The organism is Alicyclobacillus contaminans DSM 17975 (genome assembly GCF_000429525.1).
In the GTDB taxonomy this organism is placed as follows: domain Bacteria; phylum Bacillota; class Bacilli; order Alicyclobacillales; family Alicyclobacillaceae; genus Alicyclobacillus_A; species Alicyclobacillus_A contaminans.
This window is the reverse complement of the sequence record NZ_AUCA01000016.1, coordinates 1-21,383: the sequence shown is the minus strand read 5'-3', so window position 1 is coordinate 21,383 and position 21,383 is coordinate 1. Positions and strand designations below refer to the sequence as shown.

Sequence of the window (21,383 nt, the reverse complement as noted above, 5' to 3'; positions counted from 1 at the left end):
GGAGGCAGGGGATTGTCCATCCACTCCACAGTCGCACTGGCGATGCGGGCCGGGGCCGCAAGTCGTCGATACGTGAAATTTTTGACCGTCGGATCGCTGAACGCCGCGGTGGATCTACTGGTGCTCAATGGACTGGCGCTCTGGTTCCAACCGAGGAGCGCCGCCGCGTGGACGGTGTGCAACTCCGTCGCGGTCATCTGTGCCATTGCGAACAGTTACTTCTGGAATCGGCGCTGGACGTTCGCGGACACGGCGGACGGCAGCCTGCGGGAGAGGCTGGGGTTCCTGGCACAGGCGGTGGTGAACCTGCTGGTGAACGACGGGATTTTGTACTGGTCCAGTGGCATAATGGCACGGATGCAGGTTTGGCCTGCGGTGATTGAGAACAACGTGGCGAAGGGATTGGCGATGTTGGCCGCGTCCACGGTGAGTTACGCCTGCCTGAGGGGTTGGGTGTTCCACCGTCACCGCATGTCGGCCGTATGGCACGGACTGATGGGTGAACCTCGGAAAACTGAATAATCGCTTCCGCATGAACGGGCTGATCCGGGATGTACGCATCCGGCCAGCCCGTTTCCATTACCGGTAAGCGGGCGCCAGGGTGCTTTTGCCAAGCACGTCCTCAATGCTTTCGGCAATGTCGAGCAAACGCGCGTCGGTGTTGCGCCATCCCACCAACTGCAGTCCCACCGGCAGCCCGTCGATGGTGGTTCCGCACGGAAGCGTGATGGCCGGCAGTCCGCTCAGGTTCCAAGGGTTGGTGAGTCGGGTCAGATGTGCGCGAACGTTGACTTCCAGCGACTTCACGTGCGCTTTCCACTGGCCGATATCGGTGGCTGGCAGTCCCACGGTGGGGGTGACAACGGCCTGCACCCGATCGAACACTGTGGTCAGCGATTGAACAAAGTCCCGGCGCAATCGCTGGGCTTCAATGTATTGCGCGCCCGTCACGTCAGCGCCTGCTTCCAAGCGGCGGCGGACATCCTCTCCGTACACCTCCGGATGTGCGGCGAGCAGCGACGCGTGTACGGCCGCCGCCTCGCTGGCGATGGTCCGCCGCTGCATTTCCGGAACGTCGCTCATCATGGGGATATCGACTTCTTCGAATAACACTCCGTTGTCCCGCAGTTTCTGCAGTGCTGCGTGCATCACCTGTAGCACGGAAGGATGGCAGCGTTCAAAGAAGAAGCCGGTTGGCACACCGAGACGAACCGGTGTCGGCGTGCGGCCGCGCTCGAAGGTACGCACGGGGCGGTGCAGGGTGTTTGCGTCGTTTGGGTCAGGACCGGCCAACAGCGCCATCATCAAGCGCGCATCGGCCACCGACCGTGTCATCGGGCCCACATGGTCGAGCGAAGGGGCCAGTGGAAACACGCCGTACGTGCTCACCAGTCCGTGCGTCGGTTTGAATCCCACGTGTCCGCACAACGCGGCCGGGATGCGAATGCTCCCTCCGGTGTCGGTGCCAAGCGCCGCAACGCTCAGTCCGGCAGCCAGCGCGACCGACGATCCGCCGCTGGACCCACCGGCGATTTTGGAAGTGTTCCACGGGTTTCTCGCGTTTCCGAAATGCGGATTTTCTGTGGTGGTTCCGTATGCGTATTCGTGGAGATTGGTCTTTCCAAGCACGATGGCGCCCGCCTGTTCCAAGCGAGAAACGGCGGTAGCGGTCGCCCGCGGCAGATGGTTGACGTAGTGCTTCCCGCCGTACGTGGTGTACAGGTGTGCGGTGTCAAGCAGATCTTTCACAGCAATCGGCGCACCCGCCAACGGACGGTGCTCCTCACCGCGAGTGCGCCGGGCGTCGACGGCTTTCGCCTGTTCCAGTATTGTGTCGGAGAGACTGAGGAAGGCGTTGAGACTGGCGTTGTGCCGAGTCAGTCGCCTGAGATAATGCTCTGTCAGTTCCACACTGGAGATGTCCTTTCGTTGAAGGGCCCTCATTGTTTCTGTGAGCGTCCACGTGTGTGGCTGCAATCCCCAAACCCGCCTTTCCCGGATGCAATTCTGTTGAGGGGATTATAGCAGAAAACCCACGCCCGGGTACGCGTGGGTTTCTGCGATCCGCGCAAGCGCGGACCATTCTGGGAGAGGAGAAACCGGAGGGAAGCGCTTATGGGGAACGTAAGCCTTCACCCGCGGTTGCCTACAACAGCTCTCGCCGTTGTTATCCATAGTGTTGCCGGTTTTACCGGAAGTATACCTGGACATGCAGATTTTTCTGTGCCATTTTCGTGTGGTACAGTGGTGGAGAGAAAGTGGTGAATGGAATGCGCGTAATTGCCGGTGCGTGGAAAGGCATGCCGCTGCACGCCCCACGGGGGACGGCAGCTCGCCCGACAACGGATAGAGTCAAGGAATCGATGTTCAATTTGCTCGGTCCTCACTGGTCCGGCCGGACGGCGGTGGACCTGTTCGCCGGTTCTGGAGCCCTTGGCCTGGAGGCGTTGAGCCGCGGCGCCGAGTCGGCCATTTTTGTCGATCCGAATCCTCTGAGCGTACAGGCCATTCTGGCGAACATACGCCGCTGCAAGGCGGAAGCGCAGACCCAGGTCTGGCGAATGGACTGGCAGACGGCGTGGGCCAGGGTGTGCGCCGAAGCGGTGGATGTGGGTTGGGTGTTTGTCGATCCCCCGTATGCAAAGCAGCTGTGGCTGCCCGTCCTCGAAACCGTGGCGAAAGGAACTGTCCCCGTTCTCCACGGGGTGGTGTGTGAACATCCGCGCACCGTGTCACTTCCCGAACGCGTGGGGCCGCTGGAACGGGGTAAACACCGGTCCTACGGGGATATCGCGGTATCTATTTATTATGACGAGAGAGAGAACGCGGGGGATGAACGATGAGACGCGCGGTTTATCCAGGCAGTTTTGATCCACTGACCAACGGACACCTCGAGGTGCTGCAAACGGCGGCACAGCTGTTTGACGAAGTGGTGATAGCCATTCTCGTCAACCCCGATAAGCGCCCCTTGTTCTCCGTGGAGGAGCGCATGCAGTTGATTGCCGAGGCGGTGAAGGGGATTCCCAACGTTCGTGTCGACCAATTCCAGGGCTTGCTGGTGGATTATATACGACGCATCCAAGCGCACGTCATTGTCCGCGGGGTGCGGGAACCGGCGGATTATGAGAATGAGGTCAAGCTGGCCCACATGAATCGCAGCATGGAACCGTCCGCTGTCACGGTATTCCTGCCGACACATCCGACGTTGTCGTATGTGAGCTCATCGCTGGTGAAACAGGTGGCCGCCTACGGCGGAGATGTCCGTGCCCATGTGCCCGAGTGCGTGGCTGTCGCCCTGCGGAAGAAGTACATGAACACGCCATAGAAATCAGGCGGGGGTGTTGGATGTGCCGCGAAAGACGCTGGGGTTGGCGCTCGGATCCGGCGGCGCCAAAGGATTCGCACACGTGGGTGTGTTGAAGGCGCTGGAGGAACACGGTATTCGCCCTGACGTGGTCACCGGATCGAGCATGGGCAGCCTGATTGGGGCATTTTATGTAACGGGGATGCGCCCCGCCTTCATGGAGCGACTGGCGACCACGCTCAGCTGGCGGCATTGGATTGACCTGACCGTTCCTCGGATGGGCCTAATTTCCGGTCAGAAGATCCATCAGATGGTGACCATGCTTACGCGCAGGCTGCGGTTTGAAGACGTTGAACCGCGGTTTGGCGTGGTGGCCACGGAGCTCACCCAGCGTCGGAGTGTACTTTTCGCCAGCGGATCCATCGCCGATGCGGTTCGAGCGAGCATCGCCATTCCCGGGGTTTTTGTGCCATACGTCAATGCGGACGGCGTGTTTGTCGACGGCGGAGTGCTGGAACGAGTGCCAGTCCACGCCTGCCGTACGTTGGGGGCGGACGTGGTGATTGCGGTCGACGTGGCAGCCGTGCTGCGCTCGGCCGTACCCGAAACCATCATGGACGTCATCATGTATTCCATCGACGTGATGCAGCAGCAGTTGGTGGAACCGCGGGTTCAACACGCGGATCTCCGTATCGAGCCGGATTTGTCCGACATGGGCACCTCGCAGTTTCAACGCGCAAAGGAAGCGATGGCCAGAGGCTACGAGGCGGCCATGGCCATGATGCCCCAGATTGTGGCGTTGGCAGCGTCGTGCCGCGACGATGGTTCCGGCGGAGGATTGGATGGCAAGTAAAACACCTTGACACCGTCGCTGGCCTGAGGGTATACTCGAATCTGTTGCCGATAGGGTGGTACTGATGCAAATTAGCTTTCGAAGTGTTCAGAAGTCCGGTGCGGGCGTCCACGTTACGGGATGTGTCACATTGCCGAGAGTGGTCGAGGAGAACCAACAGGTTCGAAGCATCGGGCCGGTACGGGCGGATTTGCACGCAGAGGGGACAGCACATCAGTGCCGAGTGCAGGGTGCGCTGACGGCCGATGTGATCTATCAGTGTTCGCGGTGTCTGGAAGACGCCGAGCAAACGCTCCATGTCCCTTTTGAAGAGTCGTTTACGGATTTGCCAGCCAAGGAAAACGAGGATGTTCACCTCGTGGAGCAGGACGAAATCGTCCTGGATCCGTACGTCGAAGAAGCCATCAATCTGGCGCTCGATTATTGTCCGGTCTGCGCCGAGAATTGCCTTGGGTTGTGCCCGGTTTGCGGACGAAATCGCAACCAGGACCCATGCGACTGCGTGGTGCAGAGGGTGGATCCGAGACTGGCCGCCCTGCAGGACTTGCTTTCCTCGGACGAGTCAAAGTAAGATGGTATCCGGCAGTTTGTAAAGGGGGTGTCTTGATGGCGGTACCGCAACATAGAACGTCGAAAACCCGCAAGCGTCTGCGTCGCACGCATTTCAAGCTGGAGTTGCCGGGCATGGTCCAGTGCCCGCAGTGCGGAGAATACAAACTGGCACACCACGTGTGCAAGAATTGTGGTTCCTACAAAGGACGTCAGGTGCTGAAAGTAAAGTGAGTCAAGGAAGCCGGTGATTGCACCGGCTTTTTTGTGTTTTTGGGCAGGTCATCGCAGTCCTTTTGACGGAGAGTCAGACCGGACCGGCATGGAAAACGGGATGGGATATCCATAGATTGTCTTGCACACTGTGACGTCGTTCGCATACAATTTAGCAGCAGGTCATATGATCTGGTTGTAAACAGGGAAGGAGGGGCGGTACTGAAAAAATCGGAGCGCAGACAAGCGCTGATTCAGTATCTTCGCGACAATCCGTTTGCGACCGACGAGCAATTGGCGGCGCGGTTCGGCGTGAGTATTGCCACCATTCGGCTGGACAGGGCTGCGCTGAAAATTCCGGAAGCACGGGAGCGCATTCGCCAAGTGGCTACCGAGCGCCACGACGCGGTTCGTGCCCTCGACCAAAGCGAAGTGGTGGGCGAGGTGGTGGAACTGCAGTTGAACCATCGCGCGGTATCCGTGTTTACCGTGCAGCAGAGCCACGTCTTCAGCCGGACGGAGATTGTACGTGGACACCATCTGTTCGCGTTGGTCAATTCGCTGGCCACTGCGGTGATGGATGCGGACATGGCGGTCACCGCCAAGACGGAACTTCGCTTTCACAGAATGGTGCGAGTGGGCGAAACGCTCCGCACCGAGGTGCAGGTGGTGGCCCGGAAGGGACAGGTTGCCCAGTGCCGGGTGCAAACGACCGTCGGTGAGGATTGTGTTGTGGATGGAATGATTTGGGTTGTCACGAATCCCTCTGGGATGAACGCAGGGTTACCAAGGGAGTGGAATGATGAGAATTGCGATTGACGCCATGGGCGGGGATCATGCACCGATGGCTCCTGTGCAGGGGGCCTCAGCATTTGCCGAAGAACGGCCCGACGTGGAAGTGCTCTTGATTGGCGACGAGGCACAGATTCGGCAGGTGCGTGCACTGCCTGCCAATGTGCGCGTTGAACATACAGTCAGTGTGGTCGAGCCGGGAGAGGAGCCGGTTCGCGCCGTTCGGCGGAAACCGGACTCGTCCTTGGTCACCGCGGCGCGCATGGTGAAGGAGGGAGCGGCGGACGCCATGGTCTCGGCGGGCAACACGGGAGCGCTCGTGGCCGCCGGACTATTGGTGGTGGGGCGACTCGAGGGGATTGACCGTCCCGCCCTGGCGCCCGTGCTTCCCACTTTCGACGGGCGCGGTGTCATGCTGCTCGACGCCGGCGCCACCATGGATGCCAACAGCCGCCATCTGTTGCAGTTCGCACTGATGGGCAGCGCGTATTCCAAGTACGTCCTCGGCGTGGAGCGGCCGCGGGTGGGGCTGTTGAACGTCGGCACGGAAGAAGGAAAAGGGAACGCTGTCGTCAAAGATACGTATGGCGTGTTGAAGGCATTCGAGCAGATTCACTTCGCGGGCAATGTGGAAGCACGCGATTTGCTGTCCGGCAGCGTGGATGTGGTGGTCTGCGATGGCTTCGTGGGAAACGTGGTCCTGAAACTCGTCGAAGGAGTCGGCGCGGGAGTATTTGGTGCTCTGAAGGAAGCCTTCCTCAAAAACTGGTGGACCAAATTGCGCGCGGCTGCGATTGCGCCCACGCTGCGTCCGTTTCGACGTCGTTTTGACTACGCCGAGTACGGAGGTGCGCCGTTTCTCGGCGTTGCCGGCGGGTGTTTCAAGGCACACGGCAGCAGCAATGCGCGGGCGTGGTATGTCACCTGCACGCAGGCAGCCAGGTTCGTGGAAAACCGCTTGCTGAATCACATTGCAGAGGATTTGCAATCAGACCGCACAGAGGCGGAAGAATTGGGGAGGAACGAACGATGACCGAACGTATACGAGCCGGCATCCTGGGGACGGGATCGGCGTTACCCAAACGCGTGTTGAGCAACGCGGACCTGGAGAAAATGGTGGACACCAGTGATGAGTGGATTGTGACTCGGACCGGCATGAAAGAGCGTCGAATTGCCGAACCGGGCGAAGCCACGTCGGATTACGCTGCCGCCGCCGCCGAGCGGGCGCTGGAGGCTGCGGGGGTCGCGGCGGAGGATGTCGACATGATTCTGTGTGCCACGGTGACGCCGGACATGATGTTTCCCGCGACGGCGTGCCTCGTGCAACACCGAATTGGCGCGGTCAAGGCGGGGGCGTACGACCTGTCGGCCGCCTGCAGCGGTTTTCTGTATGGGTTGGCGAACGCCGTCAGCATGATTGAAGCGGGTCGCATCCGCTATGCGGTGGTGATTGCCGGCGATCTGTTGTCCCGCATCACCGACTATACGGATCGCAGCACGTGTGTTTTGTTCGGGGATGGCGCGGGAGCCGTGGTGTTGGGCCCCGTGGAAGGAGACCGCGGATTTTACGCGTTTGACCTCGGTTCGGACGGCGGTGGTGCGGACTACCTCTGTTTGCCGGCCGGTGGATCGCGGATGCCGGCGACGGCGGAGACCGTCGCCAACAAGCTGCACTATCTGCGTATGCAGGGGCAGGAGACGTTCAAGTTTGCGGTACGCGCGATGGCGGCGTCGACCGAGAAAGTGCTGACGCAGTCCGGGTTTGAGAAAGAGGATATTGATCTTTTGGTGCCGCACCAGGCGAATATCCGCATCATTGACGCGGCGAGAAAGCGGTTCGGTTTGGATGAGGACAAAGTTGTGGTGACGGTGCACAAGTATGGCAATACGTCTGCGTCGTCCATTCCCATCGCGCTCGACGAAGCGGTTCGGGAGGGTCGCGCAAAGCCCGGCGACCTGCTGGTGATGGTTGGCTTTGGCGGTGGTTTGACCTGGGGAGCGACGGCCGTTCGCCTGTGAACCGGAAACGGTCGAAGGTGGGAGGAATGATCGGTTGAAGAAGACAGCGTTTGTGTTTCCTGGGCAAGGTGCCCAGTACGTGGGCATGGGGAAGGAATTATTGGATAACTACGAAGTGGCGCGCCGCACGTACGCCGAAGCCGACGAGGCCCTCCGCTTCTCGTTGAGCCGGTTGATTCTCGAGGGTCCCGAGTCCGATTTGAAATTGACGTATCACACCCAGCCTGCGCTGTTGACCACGAGTATTGCGGCGTATCGGGTCTTCGCGGAACAATGCGACCTGGTGCCGGCTTGCGTCGCGGGACACAGCCTCGGAGAATACACGGCTCTGGTGGCCGCGGGGAGCCTGGCGTTTGCAGACGCGGTGAGGTTGGTGCATTGGCGCGGCAAATGGATGGACGAGGCGGTACCCGCTGGTGTTGGGGCTATGTCCGCTGTCCTCGGCATGGGAGCGGACGACTTGGCGGAGGTCTGCCGGGACGCATCGAAGGGCGACGAAGTGGTGGAACTTGCCAACCTCAATTGCCCGGGGCAGATTGTCATTTCCGGGACGCGTGCGGCGGTGGAGAGAGCGGGTCAGATGGCGAAGGAACGCGGCGCCAAGCGGGTAATTCCGCTGGAGGTGAGCGGCCCATTTCACTGCCGTTTGATGCGCCCGGCTGCGGATAAACTGAAGGCCGCGCTGGCAGACACCGCCGTTCGCGAAGCGGACATCCCGGTGGTGGCCAATGTGGATGCGGTGGCTCGGACGAACGCGGACGAAATTCGCAGCGCTTTGGAAGTTCAACTGTACTCTCCAGTGCGCTGGGAAGACGATGTGCGCGCCATGTTGGCCATGGGCATAGCGTCGTTTGTCGAGTTTGGCCCTGGAACGGTGCTGTCCGGGCTCATCCGCAAGGTGTCGCGCGAAGTCGCGACGTACCACGTGGAGGATGAGGCTTCGCTCTGGCAGACGCTGGAAGCGTTGCAGGGATGATGGCACCGCAGGCAGACTGGGGAGGGAACTGTGTGGAAGGTCGTGTTGCGATAGTCACTGGATCATCGCGCGGAATTGGGCGCGCCATCGCGGTTGAGCTCGGCCGGGACGGCGGCTGCGTGGTGGTGAATTATGCCGGCCGCGAGGAGGAGGCGAGAGAAACAGCTCGCCTGGTCGAGCAGGCCGGTGGACGTGCGATTGTGGAGCAGGCGGATGTCAGTCGGTTGGAAGACGCCGACAGGCTGGTGGAATCTGCACTGGCCGCCTTCGGACGATTGGATATTGTGGTGAATAACGCGGGCATCACTCGCGACACGCTGCTTCTCCGCATGAAAGAGGAGGAGTGGGACGCGGTGCTCAACACCAATCTCAAGGGTGCGTTTCACATGATCAAGTCGGCGGCGCGGCCCATGATGAAACAGCGATTTGGCCGCATTGTGAACATCGCGTCTGTGGTGGGCCTGATTGGCAATCCGGGACAAGCCAACTATGTGGCCGCCAAGGCGGGGTTGATTGGCCTGACGAAGACAGCGGCTCGCGAATTGGCGACTCGCGGCATCACCGTGAATGCCGTCGCCCCGGGATACATTGCCACGGACATGACCGCCGAATTGAATTCGGAAATTACGTCGAAAATGGTAGAGCAGATCCCGCTCGGCCAGGTCGGCCAACCGGAGGATGTGGCGGCTGCGGTGCGCTTCCTCGCCTCGGATGCAGCGCGTTATATCACTGGGCAAGTTTTGAATGTCGACGGAGGCATGGTCATGTAGTATACTCTTGTCCAGGAGCTTGCCGGAAGCTCATGGTTTACCGCATGTGTGCAGATGGTCGCGATTTCGGCCGAGGCGGCGATGGCGCGGCGCTGCTGATTCAGGAGGTGGAAACATGTCTGATACGTTTGAACGTGTCAAGAACATTATTGTGGACCGCTTGGATGTGGACGAATCGAAAGTGACGCTCGACTCCACGTTCAAAGATGACCTGGGGGCCGACTCCCTGGATGTGGTCGAGCTGATTATGGAATTGGAAGATGAATTCGATCTCGAGATTTCCGATGAGGATGCCGAGAAAATCCGGACGGTTGGTGACGTAGTTACATATATTGAGCAACACCAGTAACCACCAGCTTTCTAAGGAAGCAACAGAGTCCCGTGCGGTTGCCGGGGCTTTCTGTTATCTTTGGGGGTGACGGCGTGAAACGAGTGGTCATTACTGGAGTGGGCGTTGTATCGCCCATTGGCAATGACGTTTCAACGTTTTGGGACCGCCTGATTACTGGCCAATCTGGTATTGCCCGCATCGAGTCCTTTGATGTAACGGATTATCCGTGTCAAATCGCCGGGGAAGTGAAAGATTTCGATCCGGCTCTCTATATGGACAAGAAGGAAGCCCGGCGCTTCGACCGTTTCACGCAGTTCGCGGTGGCGGCGGCCGTACAGGCGCTCGAGGATTCCGGCCTCAAGGTGACACCGGAGAACGCCGAGCGTTGCGGCGTTTACATTGGTTCGGGCATTGGCGGCATTCATACACTGATTGAGAACTATCGTACGTTGGTGGAGCGTGGACCAAAACGGGTCAGTCCGTTTGTCGTGCCGATGATGATTTCGAACATGGCATCTGGCCAAATCTCCATCATGTTTGGCATGAAGGGGCCGAACAGTTCACCCGTATCCGCGTGCGCCACGGGCAGTCACGCCATTGGCGACGCCTTCAAAATGATTCAGCGCGGGGCGGCGGATGTGATGGTTGCGGGCGGATCGGAAGCGGCGATTGTGGAACTGGCGTTGGCCGGCTTTGGCAACGCGAAGGCGTTGTCCACGCGCAATGACGATCCGCAACGGGCCAGCCGGCCGTTTGACCTGAACCGGGATGGCTTCGTCATGGCGGAAGGTGCGGGCGTCCTGATTCTGGAATCCTTGGAGCATGCACAGGCGCGCGGGGCAAAGATTTACGCGGAAGTGATTGGGTATGGGATGTCCGGCGACGCATACCACATCACGGCACCGGAGCCTGAGGGCGACGGCGCATATCGGGCGATGCGGGACGCCCTGCGCGACGCGGGGATTGAACCCGAAGCGGTGGATTACGTCAACGCCCACGGGACGTCAACGGATATCGGGGACAAGCAAGAAACGCTGGCCATCAAGCGGGCGTTCGGAGAACACGCTCGGAAACTGGCGGTGAGTTCCATCAAGTCGATGACCGGGCATATGCTCGGGGCCGCCGGGGCTGCGGAAGCCATCGCGACGGTGAAAACCATTGCGGAGGGCATCATCCCGCCGACCATCAACTACGAAACGCCAGATCCGGATTGTGATTTGGACTATGTGCCGAATCAGGCGAGAAAACAGGATGTCCACATCGCCATCTCGAATTCGTTTGGTTTCGGTGGACATAACGCAGTCATTGTGTTTAAGCGCTATTCATCTTCCATATCGTAATCGGTGGAGCACCCCCGACCCGGGTCGGGGGTGTTTTTCTAAGCCTGCGTTCGCCAGGTGATGTCAGAAGAAATGAGTCAAGGGGTTTTGTCGACGATGCCGGAAACAAAGTGGGATGACCTGCAAGCCAATCTGGGTGTACAGTTTTCATCGCAAGTATTGTTAAAGCAAGCGTTCACACATGCTTCGTATCGAAATGAACATCGCAAGCCGCAGTTGAAGGACAATGAACGATTGGAATTTCTCGGCGATGCGGTGCTGGAACTCGTGGTCAGCGAGTATCTGTACCGAACCAAGGCTACGTTGCCGGAAGGCGAGTTGACCAGACTGCGCGCGTCCATTGTCTGTGAACCGAGTCTGGTTCAATTCGCTCGCCGTCTGAATTTCGACCGGTATATCCGATTGGGTCGCGGTGAAGAGCGATCCGGCGGACGCCATCGCCCAGCCTTGCTCGCCGACGTATTCGAGGCGTTCATTGGTGCGCTGTACTTGGATCAGGGGCTTGCGGCCGTTCAGTCATTTATGGATGTGCACTTTTTTCCTTACCTGAACGAATACGCTGCCGGTTTCGACTACAAGACCGCGCTGCAAGAATGGGTGCAGCAGCACGGCGCTGGCCGGGAACTGCGGTACATCACGGTGGAAGAGCGGGGGCCCGCGCACGCGCGCGAATTTGTCGTGCAGGTCTGGATTGGGACCGACATTATGGGGCACGGCATGGGCCGTTCTAAGAAAGAAGCCGAGCAGAAAGCGGCGGGCCAAGCACTGGAGCAACTGCGCAGACCGCCAGGAGGTGATGCGGGTGTTCCTCAAACAGATTGACATCGTGGGCTTCAAGTCGTTTGCCGAGAAGACACACATTGAATTTTCGTCCGGCATCACGGCGGTGGTGGGACCCAACGGCAGCGGCAAGAGCAACATTGCCGACGCCATCCGGTGGGTCCTCGGCGAACAGAGCGCGCGAAACCTTCGAGGCAGCAAAATGGAGGATGTCATCTTCGCCGGGAGTGACTCCCGGCGTGCCACGAATTTTTGCGAAGTGTCGCTGACCCTGGACAATTCCGATGGATATCTTCCGGTGTCCTTTTCGGAAGTGGTGATCACCCGACGCGTGTATCGGTCTGGTGAGAGCGAGTATCTTCTGAACAAGAAAAGCTGCCGTCTGAAGGATATCCACGAATTATTCATGGACTCCGGCATGGGCCGCGAATCCTACTCCATCATCGGTCAGGGGCGCATTGAAGAAATGTTGTCCACGCGGCCCGAAGATCGACGGGGGCCGTTTGAAGACGCCGCAGGCATCGTGAAATACAAGTTCCGCCGCCGGGAAGCGGAGCGAAAGTTGGAAGAAACCGCGGCCAATATCGTCCGCGTGGACGATATCCTCGCCGAGCTGGAGCGGCAGGCGGGCCCTCTCGAACAAGAAGCCGCACGCGCAGAGCAATATCGTCAATTCGAGTCTGAGTTGACGAACTTGGATATCTCTCTGTTGATTCGGGAGATTGAATCGCTGCAGCAGCGTTGGAAGGACATGGCGAACGGTGTGGAACAGGCGGTGCAGCAGCGGCAGGCCGCGGTGGAAAACGTGACGGCGGCAGACGAGCGATTGCAGGTTGCGAAACGTGCGTTCGACGCGAAGCACGAGGAAGCGGACGCGGTGCAGCGACAGCTCTTGCAGGCGGTGGAGCAGCGGCAGCGGGCGGAGGGCCATTTGCAGCTGACCATGGAGCGGGCCCGGAATGCCGCGCAGAGCGCCGCTGACAGGCAGCAGCACCTGGCGGAGACGGCGCAGGAGATTGACCAACTGACGGAACAAATGCGGAGCGTGGAAGCTCGTCGTTCGACGGTTGAGGCGACGCTGGCAGTGAAAAGCGGCGAACTTGAAGCTGCCGCCCATGCGCTCAATCCGGAGCATAAACAGCGTTTGGAGCAGGACATCGCCAATCTGAACGCCGAATTGATTGAGCAGCATCATCTCGCGGCCACCCTGCGCAACGAATTGAAGATGTCCGAGGAGTCGATGTCCAACGAGGACGCGCGGCGAACCCGAGTGGCCGCGGAGGTGGAGCGCTGGACGGCCGAGGTGGAACGGTTTGCGGCGCTTCGCGCCCAGGTGGATGAAGAGGGCCAACGCACCGTGGCGGAGCTGCAGCGCATGACGGGCCAGTTGGAGCAGGTGGCCGAACAGTTGCGTGCGTCTGCCCGGGAAGAGGCGGCATTAGTTTCGCAGATCAACCGGGCCAGCGCGCAAGCTGCGTCGCTGCAATCCAAGTATGATCTCCTCCGAGAGCTCGAAGAAGGCTACGACGGCTATGCACTGGGCGTAAAGACGGTCTTGCAACAGGCGGACAAAGGTCGATTGACGGGTGTGCACGGTCCATTGGCCGCTCTCATCCAAGTCGACACATCCTTCGAGTTGGCGGTGGAAACCGCGCTCGGTGGAGCACTCCAGAATATTGTGGTCGGCACAGAAGCCGACGCACGTGCGGCCATCGAGTTGTTGAAACAGCGACAGGCAGGGCGCGCCACGTTCATGCCGCTCGCCGTGGTGCGAGGACGCTCGTTGGCGAGCGGTGAGCTTGAAAAAGTCTCGGGCATGGCGGGATATGTCGGCGTGGCGAGTGAATTGGTGCGTTGTCAAGACCAATATCGCGAAGTGGTTCGGCATCTGCTCGGGAACGTGGTGGTCGCCAAAACGTTGGTGGACGCCAACCAACTGGCGCGGGCCCTCGGTTATCGGGTGAGGATTGTCACCCTGGACGGCGACGTGGTCAGCCCTGGCGGTGTGATGTCCGGTGGTAGTCATCACCGCAAAGGACCGGGATTACTCGGCCGCTCTCGGGAGCGGTCGGCCGCTGAAAAGTTGCTGCAGCAGGCGCAGCAACAGGTGATGGAGTTGGAGCGGGCCCAGGCTGAACTCCGCCGCAGAATGACGGCGCTGCAGAACCAACAGAAGGACAGTCTGCAGGCCAGTGAAGATCTGAAGCGAACGCTGCAAGCGTTGCAGGCGCAGAGCCGGGAAGCATCGGCGAACGAGCAGAACGCTCGCGATCGACTGCAGAGTGCACAATGGGAATATGAACAATTATCCTCTGGGCAACAGATGTGGCGGGAACGTCTTGAAAGCGCCCGCGATCAACTGCGCGCGGTGGAACAGAAGCTTCGGGATCTGGAACAGGCACTTGCGGATAAGCGGAAGGCGCTGCAGGACCTGGAGGTCCAGGCGGCCCGTGCGCAGGAATCCATGACCGAGCTGCGCGTGGAGGTGGCGACCCTACGCCAAGAATCCGATGTGTTGGGGGCGCAACTGCAGGATTTCAGGCAGCGCATCAGACGCTTGGGGGAGCGGCAGTCACAGCTGTCGTCCGAGGCGGCGGACTTCGCAGCGGCGGAACAGACGTCCAGGGATGAGATCGCTCGGCTCGAGCGCGAGTCGATGGAATTAGAGAATCTCGTGGGCGAGCTCGAGTCGCGGTTGTCGGTGGTTCGCCAGGAGCGCCAATACGCAGAGGCCGAAGCCGTGGCCGCCGATAAGGCCTACCGCGCTGCCCAGCAAGCCGTGACGTCGGCGGATGAACAACTGCACCGGGCGGAGGTGCTCGCCGAAAAGACGGACATGGAGTTAAACCACGCGTTGCGCAAACTGGGCGAACGGTACCATATGACCTACGAGTGGGCAAGGGAGCACTATGAACCTGCTGCCGACGTGGATGCGGTCCGGCGCCAAGCCGATGCACTTCGGCGACAGATGGCCGCGCTTGGCGATGTCCAGCTGAGCGCCATCGAGGAATGGAAACGCCTGTCGGAGCGCATGACATTTCTGCAACGGGAGCGCGCCGACTTGGATGAGGCGAGGGATAAACTGGAAATTGTGATTGCGGAGATTGACGAGGAGATGTCCCGTCGATTCGGGGAAGTGTTCGAACAGATCCGCCTGGAATTTCAGATCTCGTTTCGCCAATTGTTTGGTGGTGGGCGCGCTGATCTGACCCTCACCAACCCCGAGGATCTGCTGACTACCGGGATTGACGTCATCGCTCAACCGCCGGGCAAGAAGCTGCAGAACCTTAATCTGTTGTCCGGCGGCGAGCGTGCGTTGACGGCCATGGCGCTGTTGTTTGCGATGCTCAAGGTTCGTCCGGTTCCCTTCTGCGTGTTGGACGAGGTGGAGGCAGCCTTGGACGAGGCGAACGTCAGCCGGTTTGCACAACAGTTGCGCCGCTTTTCCGCGGATACGCAGTTCATTGTCATCACCCATCGCCGCGGTACCATGGAGGAGGCGGACGCGCTGTATGGTGTCACCATGCAGGAGTCAGGGGTGTCCACACTGATTGGGGTTCGCTTGGCGGACGTGGACGCGGAAGGAGAACCCGCATGACAGCTGTGCTCGCGAGCAGCAGCGGGAGGACTGCGTGAAACGGGATCAGGCAAAGGGAAGGGTGAACGCCATTGGGGCTGTTTGATAAATTTCGAAAAGGATTGGAAAAGAGCCGGGAAGCGGTCTTTGGCCGGTTGGGGCGGCTCTTTCAAGGACGGAAACTGGATGAATCTCTCTACGAGGAAATGGAAGAAGTCCTGATCTCGGCGGACGTTGGCGTCGAGACATCACTGTGGCTGGTGGAACGGGTTCGACGCCTGGCGCGGGAGCAGCGCGTGACAGAGGCAGAGCAGTTGACGCCGTTGCTGCAGCAGGCGATGGAAGAGGCGCTTGCGGAAAATGATCCGGCCATGCGCACGGCCGCGTCCGGACCTACGCTTTACCTGTTTGTGGGCGTCAACGGCGTGGGCAAAACTACTACCATCGGCAAGCTCGCACACCGATACATGCAGGAAGGGAAAAAAGTGCTGCTCGCGGCCGGAGACACGTTTCGCGCCGCTGCCATCGACCAACTGGTGGCCTGGGGGGAGAGAGCCGGATGTGATGTGGTTCGCCACGTACAGGGCGCCGATCCGGCCGCTGTCGTGTACGACGCGATGATGGCGGCCAAGTCCCGTGGGGCAGACATCATTCTCTGCGATACCGCGGGACGTTTGCACAACAAGGCCAACCTGATGGCGGAATTGGCGAAGATTCGCAAGGTGGCGGCACGGGAACTCCCCGATGCGCCACACGAGGTCCTGCTGGTGGTGGACGGGACGACGGGACAAAACGCCATTCAACAGGCACAGGCGTTTAAGGAAGTGGTGCAGGTCACCGGATTGGTGGTAACAAAGCTGGACGGAACGGCGAAGGGCGGCGTGGTGTTGCCCATTGTTCGCGAACAGGGGATTTCCGTAAAATGGGTGGGGCTTGGTGAAGGTCTCGACGACCTGGAGCCGTTTTCCGCGGAATGGTTCGCGGAAGCCATCTGCCGTCCGGATCATGTGTAAAGGAGATATACTTGACAGTGACCCGCGATCACCGTATGATTGATAAAGTCACGCGGACAGTCAGCCTGTATGATTGGTATGGCGCCCTGTTGACGGACAGGCAGCGCGAATTGATTGAGCTGTACTATTTTGACGACCTGTCTCTGGCTGAAATCGCTGAACAGCTGAACATCAGCCGTCAGGCGGTGCACGACAACCTGAAACGCGCGGAAGAGCAATTGGAGCACTTTGAGGGTGCGCTGCACCTGCTGGCTTCGGAGGCGGAGCGGCGGAGCATGGTCCGCCAGGTGTGGAGTGCATGGTCGGAGATAGAGGACAAAGTGCCTGCGGCTGACCGGGAGCGGTTTGAATCTGCACTCCGTCGGTTGATATCGACCGACGCACCGGAAAGGGGTGACGACCATGCTTGAAGGGCTGTCCAACAGTTTGCAAAAGGCGCTGAGCAAGCTTCGGGCAAAAGGCAAGCTCGCGGAGGAAGACGTCCAGACGGCCATGCGGGAAGTTCGCCTTGCCCTGCTGGCGGCGGACGTCAATGTGAAGGTCGTCAAGCAGTTTGTGGACAGAGTTCGCGAGCGCGCAGTGGGTCAAGAGGTTCAGCAGAGTCTCACACCGGGTCAGCAGGTTGTCAAGATTGTCTACGAAGAGCTCACGGACCTGATGGGCGGTGCCGAGGAAAGGGTCCGGATGGCCGCGAAACCACCGACGGTGGTGCTTTTGGTCGGGCTCCAAGGCGCTGGGAAAACGACCGCAGCTGCGAAGTTGGCTCTGTCGTTTCGGAAACATCAGCACCGACCGCTGTTGGTGGCGGCGGACGTGTATCGCCCCGCGGCGATTCAGCAACTGCAGGTGCTTGGCAAGCAGATTGACGTGCCGGTGTTTACACTCGGCACGGATGCGAATCCGGTGGAGATTGCGCGGCAGGGTCGCGAGGAGGCCATTCGCCAAGGCGCGGATGTCCTGATTATCGATACCGCTGGCCGCCTGCACATTGATGAACAGCTCATGGACGAGCTGTCTGATATGAAGGCGGCGGTGCCGCCCGACGAAATCCTGTTGGTCGTGGATGCCATGACCGGGCAGGATGCGGTGCATGTCGCAGAAAGTTTCCATCAGCGCCTGCAGATCACGGGCGTGATTCTGACCAAGCTGGATGGGGATACGCGTGGCGGTGCGGCGTTGACCGTTCGTGCGGCCACCGGGTGTCCCATCAAGTTCGTCGGTCTCGGGGAAAAGATTGAGCCGCTCGAAGTGTTCCATCCGGATCGATTGGCGTCGCGCATTCTCGGTATGGGCGATGTGCTGAGCCTGATTGAAAAGGCGCAGGAGACGTTTGATCTCGAAAAGGCCAAGGAGATGGAGCAGAAGCTTCGCACGGCCCAATTTACGCTGGACGACTTCCGTGAACAGCTGCAGCAGGTGCGGAATCTGGGGCCTCTCGACCAGATTCTCAAGATGCTTCCGGGTGTTGGAAGGTTGAAGGCGCTCGAGAACATCCAGGTGGACGAAAAGAAGTTCCTCCATATCGACGCCATCATTTCGTCGATGACGAAAGAGGAGCGCGCCAATCCGTCCGTGATGAATGCCAGTCGACGGCGGCGCGTGGCGCTCGGCAGTGGTGTGACCGTTCGCGAAGTGAACCAGGTGCTCAACCAGTTTGAGCAGATGCAGCAAATGATGAAGCGGTTGACCGGCGGCAAGAAGCTGGGGCGCAGGAATGCGCTCGCTGCCCTGAAATCACTGGGTGGGCTTGGCGATCTGTCGTCAGGGTTGAATGTGCCGCAGGTCGGTACACCCACCGGGGCGTCTCGGCGACCGCATCGCAAAAAGAAAAAACATTGAGTGATTGTTGGAGGTGCCTAGAATGGCAGTAAAAATTCGTTTGAAGCGCATGGGTGCAAAGAAGGCTCCGTTCTACCGCGTGGTTGTGGCTGAATCCCGCTCTCCGCGCGACGGTCGGTTCATCGAAGAAATCGGTACGTACAATCCGTTGACCGACCCTGCGCAAATCAAGATTGACGAGGAAAAGGCGCTTCGCTGGTTGGGTACCGGCGCGCAGCCGTCCGATACCGTTCGAGATTTGTTCCACCGTGCAGGAATTCTGAAAAAGTTCCACGAAGCTAAATTGCAGAAGTGATTTAGCGCGCCAACGTTGTGGCACGTTGAGAGGATGTGACGAACATCAAGGAACTGGTGGAGTTTTTGGCCAAGTCCCTGGTCGAACATCCTGAAGCGGTGAAGGTACGGGAGGAACAGCGTGGAGAGACCACCGTCTTCCACCTTTCCGTCGCCGCAGAGGACATGGGTAAGGTGATTGGCAGGCAAGGGCGCATTGCAAAGTCGATACGCAACGTCGTCAGCGCCGCTGCATATCGTCAAGGCAAGCATGTCGTCGTCGATATCGAATCGTAACATCGACGGGGTCGTGGTCAAACCTATCACCGAGACCCGGTCACCGTGTCGCGTGCCAAAAGGAGGAATTTCGGTGCTTACGATTCGTCAACCAGTGGCTGTGAAAATTGTGCTGACCGAAACGACGAAGCAGCAGATACTGGAGGAACAGCGCCGACAGGTGGAACGCTTGACGGCCGAGATTGATCAAATCGAAGAACAGGGAAAAGTCCTGTTGGAACAGGCGATGGCGCAAGGAGGCACACAAGCCCAGGAATTGCGCCAGCGGTTGGAGCAGGAGAAGAACAACCGGGTTCAGCAACGTGAGCAACTGATTCAACAAATTCAACAGATCCAGCAGATGGAGCTCGGCACGGAACTGCAGAACATGAACGTGGAAACCACGATTGATGTTCGCGTGGGTGACGACTGGACGAAGATTCTGCGCGGATCGGAAATCATCGTGAAGGACGGTATCGTTCACGAGATTCGCCGAGGCGGAGAGCCGGTGTAACCGGAGCGTCACCGTGAATCATTGCGAAACGGGGTCACAACATCGGCAAACGATGTTCTGGCCCCGTTCGTTTCGAAAGGAGGAAGCCTGTGAAGTGGCAGAAGCGTATTTTTCCGTGGGCTTGATTGTGGGTACGCATGGCATTCGAGGCGAGGTCAAGGTTTTGTCCAAGACGGATTTCCCAGAACGACGGTTCAAGCCTCGGTCAGAACTGTGGCTGCGCAAGGAAGGCCAGGATCCGCACCAATCGTTGGTGGTCCGCTCCGCGAGACCTCACAAGAATGTGTGGTTGGTGGCATTCGAAGGATACCAGGATATCAATCGGGTCGAGGGCTGGCGCGGTATGCAACTGTGCGTTCCTGAATCTAAGCTCATGCCGCTGCCGGAAGGTACATACTACATTCATCAGTTGGTGGGGCTGGATGTCCACACGGACGATGGGAAATACGTCGGCAAGTTGGTGGACGTGCTGATGCCGGGCGCGAACGATGTGTATGTGGTGCGCGGGCCGCTTCAGAAAAAGGACGTGCTGATTCCGGCCATTGCGGACGTGGTTCAGGAAGTCAATCTCGAGCGCGGCACCATGACCGTACATCTGTTGCCTGGACTGCTGGATGCAGACGAGGTGTGAGCGAATGTCCGGATCGCTGGAAATTGTGATCTTGACCTTGTTTCCTGAAATGTTTCACGGTGTGCTCAACGAAAGTATTTTAAAACGGGCGATTGACGAAGGGCATCTTTCGGTGCGCTTGATAAATTTTCGGGACTTTGCCGACGATAAGCACAAAACGGTGGATGACTACCCGTTCGGGGGTGGTGCGGGGATGGTGCTCAAGCCGGCTCCCATTTTCCGCGCGATTCAGTCGTTGCGGGAAAGCAATCCGGCGCCGGCTCGCGTGGTGATGATGACGCCCCAAGGCAGGCGCTTCACGCAGGCTCTGGCGGAGGAATTCGTCGCTGCCGGCCGTTTGGTGCTGCTCTGCGGACATTATGAAGGCTTCGATGACCGGATTCGGCAGGCGTTGGTCACGGATGAGGTGTCACTGGGGGATTTTGTGCTGACCGGGGGCGAGATTCCGGCGATGGCCATTGTGGATGCGGTCGCACGGCTGGTACCCGGTGTTCTTGGTAATGACGATTCGGCGGCGGACGATTCGTTTTCGTCCGGTTTGCTGGAGTACCCGCAATATACGCGACCGGCGGTTTTCGAGGGCATGGCGGTGCCCGAAGTCTTGCTGTCTGGTCACCACCAACGGATTGAGGAATGGAGGCATCGGCACGCCCTGTATCGGACGTGGCTGCGCCGACCGGACCTGCTCGCGGCGTATCCATTGAGCCAACAGGATAAGATCTGGATTTCGAAATGGGAAGCTGGAGACTTCCAAGGTATTGATGTCCGGGAATGAGCGTGTGGGCGTTCCACGGTTCCGGCAGAAATTCGACGCAGTCCGTGGACCCGTGAAGAGGCCCCATGGTTTCTCTGTACTGTATCCCTGTGAGAAGCCATGGGGTTATTGTATGGTATGGTATGCCGCCGGTTTCCGTTCTGGATGGTTGTCCTGAAAGTGGAATGGCCAAAATCTCATTCATCTACTTGATTTGATCCGTTGAGCGTGGTATATTACACATTGTCGCTCCGGTGACGGCGCGGCAAACGGTGAGAACACCACCCCAACACTTGACAAGTACATGAGTTGTGTGGTAAGGTGTTCGAGCTGTTTTGAGTGGTTCCTTGAAAACTAAACACGCACAGAGAGTGAATCAACACGCAAGTGTTGTTTTGAGCGAGACAACTTTTTTGAGAGTTTGATCCTGGCTCAGGACGAACGCTGGCGGCGTGCCTAATACATGCAAGTCGAGCGGACGGAAGGGAGCTTGCTCCTGGAAGTCAGCGGCGGACGGGTGAGTAACACGTGGGTAATCTGCCTGTCAGACCGGAATAACGCCTGGAAACGGGTGCTAAT

At 59.2% G+C, this 21,383-nt stretch carries 24 protein-coding genes and 1 rRNA gene; 24 read left to right on the top strand and 1 reads right to left on the bottom strand.

Annotated elements, in window-relative coordinates:
* Nucleotides 1–12: 12 nt before the first annotated feature.
* Nucleotides 13–522 (top strand): GtrA family protein, encoded by a 510-nt coding sequence (locus G463_RS19460; RefSeq protein ID WP_051322089.1) that lies wholly within the window; start codon nt 13–15, stop codon nt 520–522.
* A gap of 57 nt (nt 523–579) precedes the next feature.
* Here the strand turns inward: G463_RS19460 and G463_RS19455 are convergent, their stop codons facing one another.
* A complete protein-coding gene (locus G463_RS19455) occupies nt 580–1,911 on the bottom strand; it encodes an Asp-tRNA(Asn)/Glu-tRNA(Gln) amidotransferase GatCAB subunit A (protein ID WP_051322088.1) in 1,332 nt (443 codons plus the stop codon).
* A 359-nt stretch (nt 1,912–2,270) separates the two neighbouring features.
* On the opposite strand from G463_RS19455, the gene rsmD reads away from it, so the two are divergent.
* The 23 genes from rsmD to G463_RS0108055 form a co-directional block, all read left to right on the top strand.
* On the top strand, nt 2,271–2,843 hold the full coding sequence (gene rsmD, locus G463_RS0108165) for a 16S rRNA (guanine(966)-N(2))-methyltransferase RsmD (RefSeq protein WP_026974774.1): 573 nt from the start codon (nt 2,271–2,273) through the stop codon (nt 2,841–2,843).
* On the top strand, nt 2,840–3,325 hold the full coding sequence (coaD, locus tag G463_RS0108160; protein WP_026974773.1) for a pantetheine-phosphate adenylyltransferase: 486 nt from the start codon (nt 2,840–2,842) through the stop codon (nt 3,323–3,325). The genes rsmD and coaD overlap by 4 nt, the downstream gene beginning before the upstream one ends.
* A gap of 22 nt (nt 3,326–3,347) precedes the next feature.
* On the top strand, nt 3,348–4,157 hold the full coding sequence (locus G463_RS19450) for a patatin-like phospholipase family protein (protein ID WP_245575738.1): 810 nt from the start codon (nt 3,348–3,350) through the stop codon (nt 4,155–4,157).
* A gap of 64 nt (nt 4,158–4,221) precedes the next feature.
* Nucleotides 4,222–4,728, top strand: a complete 507-nt coding sequence (locus G463_RS19445; protein ID WP_035486322.1) for a YceD family protein — start codon at nt 4,222–4,224, stop codon at nt 4,726–4,728.
* A 35-nt stretch (nt 4,729–4,763) separates the two neighbouring features.
* Complete coding sequence (gene rpmF, locus G463_RS0108145) at nt 4,764–4,940, top strand: 50S ribosomal protein L32 (protein WP_026974772.1); 177 nt, start codon at nt 4,764–4,766, stop codon at nt 4,938–4,940.
* A gap of 144 nt (nt 4,941–5,084) precedes the next feature.
* Entirely contained in the window at nt 5,085–5,738 is a 654-nt protein-coding gene (gene fapR / locus G463_RS0108140) for a transcription factor FapR (RefSeq protein ID WP_342663818.1), read from the top strand.
* A complete protein-coding gene (gene plsX / locus G463_RS0108135) occupies nt 5,722–6,744 on the top strand; it encodes a phosphate acyltransferase PlsX (protein WP_026974770.1) in 1,023 nt (340 codons plus the stop codon). Before fapR ends, plsX begins: the two co-directional genes overlap by 17 nt.
* Nucleotides 6,741–7,730 (top strand): beta-ketoacyl-ACP synthase III, encoded by a 990-nt coding sequence (locus G463_RS0108130; protein ID WP_026974769.1) that lies wholly within the window; start codon nt 6,741–6,743, stop codon nt 7,728–7,730. The genes plsX and G463_RS0108130 overlap by 4 nt, the downstream gene beginning before the upstream one ends.
* Before the next feature lie 34 nt (nt 7,731–7,764).
* Nucleotides 7,765–8,706, top strand: coding sequence for an ACP S-malonyltransferase (gene fabD / locus G463_RS0108125; RefSeq protein ID WP_026974768.1), 942 nt, complete (start codon nt 7,765–7,767; stop codon nt 8,704–8,706).
* Nucleotides 8,706–9,476, top strand: coding sequence for a 3-oxoacyl-[acyl-carrier-protein] reductase (gene fabG / locus G463_RS0108120; protein ID WP_051322098.1), 771 nt, complete (start codon nt 8,706–8,708; stop codon nt 9,474–9,476). Before fabD ends, fabG begins: the two co-directional genes overlap by 1 nt.
* 115 nt (nt 9,477–9,591) lie before the next feature.
* A complete protein-coding gene (gene acpP / locus G463_RS0108115; protein WP_026974766.1) occupies nt 9,592–9,825 on the top strand; it encodes an acyl carrier protein in 234 nt (77 codons plus the stop codon).
* A gap of 74 nt (nt 9,826–9,899) precedes the next feature.
* On the top strand, nt 9,900–11,147 hold the full coding sequence (gene fabF, locus G463_RS0108110; protein ID WP_035486338.1) for a beta-ketoacyl-ACP synthase II: 1,248 nt from the start codon (nt 9,900–9,902) through the stop codon (nt 11,145–11,147).
* Nucleotides 11,148–11,207: 60 nt separating this feature from the next.
* A complete protein-coding gene (gene rnc, locus G463_RS19440; protein ID WP_084171398.1) occupies nt 11,208–11,969 on the top strand; it encodes a ribonuclease III in 762 nt (253 codons plus the stop codon).
* Nucleotides 11,950–15,525 carry a chromosome segregation protein SMC gene (gene smc, locus G463_RS0108100; protein WP_026974764.1) on the top strand — a complete coding sequence of 1,192 codons (3,576 nt, stop codon included), beginning with the start codon at nt 11,950–11,952 and terminating at the stop codon, nt 15,523–15,525. Before rnc ends, smc begins: the two co-directional genes overlap by 20 nt.
* Before the next feature lie 71 nt (nt 15,526–15,596).
* Nucleotides 15,597–16,517, top strand: a complete 921-nt coding sequence (ftsY, locus tag G463_RS0108095; RefSeq protein WP_026974763.1) for a signal recognition particle-docking protein FtsY — start codon at nt 15,597–15,599, stop codon at nt 16,515–16,517.
* A 17-nt stretch (nt 16,518–16,534) separates the two neighbouring features.
* The gene (ylxM, locus tag G463_RS0108090; protein WP_245575744.1) at nt 16,535–16,927 is read left to right on the top strand and encodes a YlxM family DNA-binding protein; all 393 of its coding nucleotides are present in this window, start codon (nt 16,535–16,537) and stop codon (nt 16,925–16,927) included.
* Nucleotides 16,920–18,356: a signal recognition particle protein gene (ffh, locus tag G463_RS0108085; protein ID WP_026974761.1), complete on the top strand. Its 1,437-nt coding sequence runs from the start codon at nt 16,920–16,922 to the stop codon at nt 18,354–18,356. The genes ylxM and ffh overlap by 8 nt, the downstream gene beginning before the upstream one ends.
* A 22-nt stretch (nt 18,357–18,378) precedes the next feature.
* Nucleotides 18,379–18,651: a 30S ribosomal protein S16 gene (gene rpsP / locus G463_RS0108080; RefSeq protein ID WP_026974760.1), complete on the top strand. Its 273-nt coding sequence runs from the start codon at nt 18,379–18,381 to the stop codon at nt 18,649–18,651.
* A gap of 35 nt (nt 18,652–18,686) precedes the next feature.
* The gene (locus tag G463_RS0108075) at nt 18,687–18,926 is read left to right on the top strand and encodes a KH domain-containing protein (protein WP_425387063.1); all 240 of its coding nucleotides are present in this window, start codon (nt 18,687–18,689) and stop codon (nt 18,924–18,926) included.
* Between the two features lie 73 nt (nt 18,927–18,999).
* Nucleotides 19,000–19,419, top strand: coding sequence for a YlqD family protein (locus G463_RS0108070; RefSeq protein WP_026974758.1), 420 nt, complete (start codon nt 19,000–19,002; stop codon nt 19,417–19,419).
* A 94-nt stretch (nt 19,420–19,513) separates the two neighbouring features.
* Entirely contained in the window at nt 19,514–20,050 is a 537-nt protein-coding gene (gene rimM, locus G463_RS0108065; RefSeq protein WP_026974757.1) for a ribosome maturation factor RimM, read from the top strand.
* Nucleotides 20,051–20,066: 16 nt separating this feature from the next.
* Nucleotides 20,067–20,825, top strand: coding sequence for a tRNA (guanosine(37)-N1)-methyltransferase TrmD (gene trmD, locus G463_RS0108060; protein ID WP_026974756.1), 759 nt, complete (start codon nt 20,067–20,069; stop codon nt 20,823–20,825).
* Between the two features lie 388 nt (nt 20,826–21,213).
* Nucleotides 21,214–21,383, top strand: a 16S ribosomal RNA gene (locus tag G463_RS0108055); the annotation flags it as partial.

What these genes read in the sequence shown, in the direction of transcription:
- G463_RS0108130 (WP_026974769.1), top strand. Translation starts at nt 6,741, where the DNA reads ATGACCGAACGTATACGAGCCGGCATCCTGGGGACGGGATCGGCGTTA.
- acpP (WP_026974766.1), top strand. Translation starts at nt 9,592, where the DNA reads ATGTCTGATACGTTTGAACGTGTCAAGAACATTATTGTGGACCGCTTG.
- rnc (WP_084171398.1), top strand. Translation starts at nt 11,208, where the DNA reads ATGTCAGAAGAAATGAGTCAAGGGGTTTTGTCGACGATGCCGGAAACA.
- rpmF (WP_026974772.1), top strand. Translation starts at nt 4,764, where the DNA reads ATGGCGGTACCGCAACATAGAACGTCGAAAACCCGCAAGCGTCTGCGT.
- rpsP (WP_026974760.1), top strand. Translation starts at nt 18,379, where the DNA reads ATGGCAGTAAAAATTCGTTTGAAGCGCATGGGTGCAAAGAAGGCTCCG.
- coaD (WP_026974773.1), top strand. Translation starts at nt 2,840, where the DNA reads ATGAGACGCGCGGTTTATCCAGGCAGTTTTGATCCACTGACCAACGGA.
- ffh (WP_026974761.1), top strand. Translation starts at nt 16,920, where the DNA reads ATGCTTGAAGGGCTGTCCAACAGTTTGCAAAAGGCGCTGAGCAAGCTT.
- rsmD (WP_026974774.1), top strand. Translation starts at nt 2,271, where the DNA reads ATGCGCGTAATTGCCGGTGCGTGGAAAGGCATGCCGCTGCACGCCCCA.
- fabG (WP_051322098.1), top strand. Translation starts at nt 8,706, where the DNA reads ATGGCACCGCAGGCAGACTGGGGAGGGAACTGTGTGGAAGGTCGTGTT.
- plsX (WP_026974770.1), top strand. Translation starts at nt 5,722, where the DNA reads ATGAGAATTGCGATTGACGCCATGGGCGGGGATCATGCACCGATGGCT.
- G463_RS19445 (WP_035486322.1), top strand. Translation starts at nt 4,222, where the DNA reads ATGCAAATTAGCTTTCGAAGTGTTCAGAAGTCCGGTGCGGGCGTCCAC.